The organism is uncultured Romboutsia sp., assembly GCF_958366745.1.
Lineage (GTDB): Bacteria > Bacillota > Clostridia > Peptostreptococcales > Peptostreptococcaceae > Romboutsia > Romboutsia timonensis.
In genome coordinates this window covers 1-2,575 of the sequence record NZ_CATXCO010000292.1, presented here as the reverse complement: position 1 = coordinate 2,575, position 2,575 = coordinate 1, and the positions used below count along the sequence as shown (strand labels likewise).

3 protein-coding genes are annotated in these 2,575 nt (G+C 24.8%); 2 read left to right on the top strand and 1 reads right to left on the bottom strand.

Annotated elements, in window-relative coordinates:
- The first annotated feature begins 77 nt into the window (after nt 1-77).
- On the top strand, nt 78-923 hold the full coding sequence (locus tag Q5F54_RS12900; protein WP_281538060.1) for a hypothetical protein: 846 nt from the start codon (nt 78-80) through the stop codon (nt 921-923).
- 37 nt (nt 924-960) lie between these two features.
- On the top strand, nt 961-1,800 hold the full coding sequence (gene pdaA, locus Q5F54_RS12895; RefSeq protein WP_330578070.1) for a delta-lactam-biosynthetic de-N-acetylase: 840 nt from the start codon (nt 961-963) through the stop codon (nt 1,798-1,800).
- A gap of 42 nt (nt 1,801-1,842) precedes the next feature.
- On the opposite strand, the gene Q5F54_RS12890 is transcribed toward pdaA, so the two are convergent.
- Complete coding sequence (locus Q5F54_RS12890; protein WP_281538061.1) at nt 1,843-2,343, bottom strand: hypothetical protein; 501 nt, start codon at nt 2,341-2,343, stop codon at nt 1,843-1,845.
- Nucleotides 2,344-2,575: the final 232 nt, after the last annotated feature.

Below are 2,575 nucleotides of genomic sequence, written 5' to 3'. Positions count from 1 at the left end.
CTTTCATTCATACGTATATTTTTTTTTATATTCTAAATACTAAATATAAAATATATAGAAAGGAGATCTATTTAATCATGAAAAAATCTATACTGTTTATGCCAGTTCTTATTTCTTTATCAATAGTTGGATGTACTATGAATTACAATCAACCCTCTTCAGATAAAGTAATACATCAATCTTCATTAAATATTGATAAATTAATAAATGCCAATGCTGCAGATGTAGAAAAATCATTAGGAAGTCCTTATTATGCAACGTATTACATAGATGCAGATAAGTTAAAAAGTAAAAACATTAATTCTATTTCAATTGAAGATTTAAAAGAAGATGTGTCTTTATTAGCTTCTTATAATGATAACCAATCTAGCAATTCTTATCTTCATATATATTATGAAGATGGTGTTGTTAAAGATGCCCTTTATGGTCCATATAAAATAGATAATTTAGATAATGTTATTTCAGCTTCAAATATATCTAATGCTGATTATAAAGTAAGCTTCTTTAAAAATCGTGGAGCTATCTGCTATAATGATTTTTCAATAGATAATGCAAAAAAAGAATTTGTAGGAAAACCAATATCTAATTTTAATAATACCTATAAATTAAAGTCTGCTAACTTTGTTGCATCTACTATAAATGAATCTGATACACTTTATTTTTATCCACTTGTTAATCACGATGTAATTCATAAGGACCAATACAAACATCCTAACTATAGTTCTAATGAAAATGCTAAGTTAGGTCTTGTAAATCCTTTAAATAATAATATTAGCTCCACAAACAAAACTAATGGAAATGACTTAGCTAATTACTATAAATCAGCTGTAGTTTTATATACTAAAGATGATAAAATTCAATCTATTCAAATAGCTGATAAACAATTTTTTTATAAATTAATAAATGATGTATTTAATAAGTAATAGTTTTGTACTTTAAACTTATAAAGAGGTGATTCTTATGAAAATCAAAAACTCTAGCTCTAAACGTTATCTTTTTATAGGCTTATTTGCAATCATATGTGCAGTAGCAGTTAGCGGTAATTTATATCTATTAAATAAATCTAAAGCTAGGATTTCAGATCCACAATCAGCTACTTATGAATATAACTGGTATTTTAATCCAAGAAATGATGGAAAACAACCAGAACCTATAAAAGAAGCTTCTTTCTTCAGTAAATATAACTCATATTATGTTGGAGATCCAAATGAAAAGGTAATATATCTTACATTTGATGCAGGATATGAAAACGGAACAACTGAAAGTATATTAGATACCTTAAAAAAGCATAATGTTAAAGCTCATTTTTTCGTAGTTGAAAGTTATATAAGAAATAATCCTGAACTAATAAAAAGAATGGTAAATGAAGGTCATTTAGTTTGTAATCATTCTAAAAATCACTTATCTATGGCTCAAATTACTGATTTTGAAAAATTCAAATCAGAAATCACTGGTGTAGAAGATGCGTATAAGGAATTAATTGGTAAAGATATGCCTAAATACTTTAGACCTCCTATGGGTAAATTTAGCGAGCAGTCATTAAAGTATACTCAAGACTTGGGATATAGTTCTATATTTTGGAGTTTTGCGTATGTAGATTGGTATAACGATAAGCAACCAACCCATGAATATGCAAAGGATAAAATATATACAAGAACTCATCCCGGTGCGATAGTTTTACTTCATCCAAACTCAAAAACTAACACTGAAATATTAGATGAAGTTATAACTCATTGGAAAGAAGAAGGCTATTCTTTAAAAACATTAGATTACTTAACTAAAAATAAAGATAAAAATTAAATTTAATATAAAAAGGATACCTCATATTATGAGGTATCCTTTTTAAGGATCTATAAATATATTTCGACCTCTAAAATCAGCTATCCAGTAAGGCTTATATATACTCTTAATATCTACTATATTAATTTGTATAGTGACTTTATCAATACTATCATACCTTAATCTATCAGTTAGCCGAGTTATTATTTCTTTCTTTACAACATTAACTAAATCATCTTCATTTATTTTGCTTTTTCTTATACAAGATTTAGAAATATATTTATTTAAAGTATTAGGAATTTTATCTATAGATTCACTATGACCATTGTAAGTATTAACTAACATTGTTATAGTTTCTTTTTTAGTTTCATTTCTAAATATTTTATTATTTTTTTTCTTACTTATGACCTCATATATCAATACTTTAAACTCTATATATTCTAATTTTATATCTCCTATAACACTATTAAATTGAAATACTTTGCTTACTAAAGGTATTTTCTTTAATATATACTTTTTAGCTTCATTTTTTGTTTGCTCCATATCGATAACTTCTACCCTCATATAACACCTACTTAGATAAATTTTCATCTCTTAGTAAATTATATTAAGGTACCCTATTATTTCATGTATGTATATTAGAAAAATACACATTATAAATAAGATATTTTTAATAATGGAGGTAATAAAATGCCTGGATGTATAACTCATTATATTTTCGCAAAAGATTGTTTTGATAAATTAGATAATAATAATTTAAAAAATATATTATCTAAAAATATTAATATATATTTAT

What these genes read in the sequence shown, in the direction of transcription:
- Q5F54_RS12890 (WP_281538061.1), bottom strand. Translation starts at nt 2,343, where the DNA reads ATGAGGGTAGAAGTTATCGATATGGAGCAAACAAAAAATGAAGCTAAA.
- Q5F54_RS12900 (WP_281538060.1), top strand. Translation starts at nt 78, where the DNA reads ATGAAAAAATCTATACTGTTTATGCCAGTTCTTATTTCTTTATCAATA.
- pdaA (WP_330578070.1), top strand. Translation starts at nt 961, where the DNA reads ATGAAAATCAAAAACTCTAGCTCTAAACGTTATCTTTTTATAGGCTTA.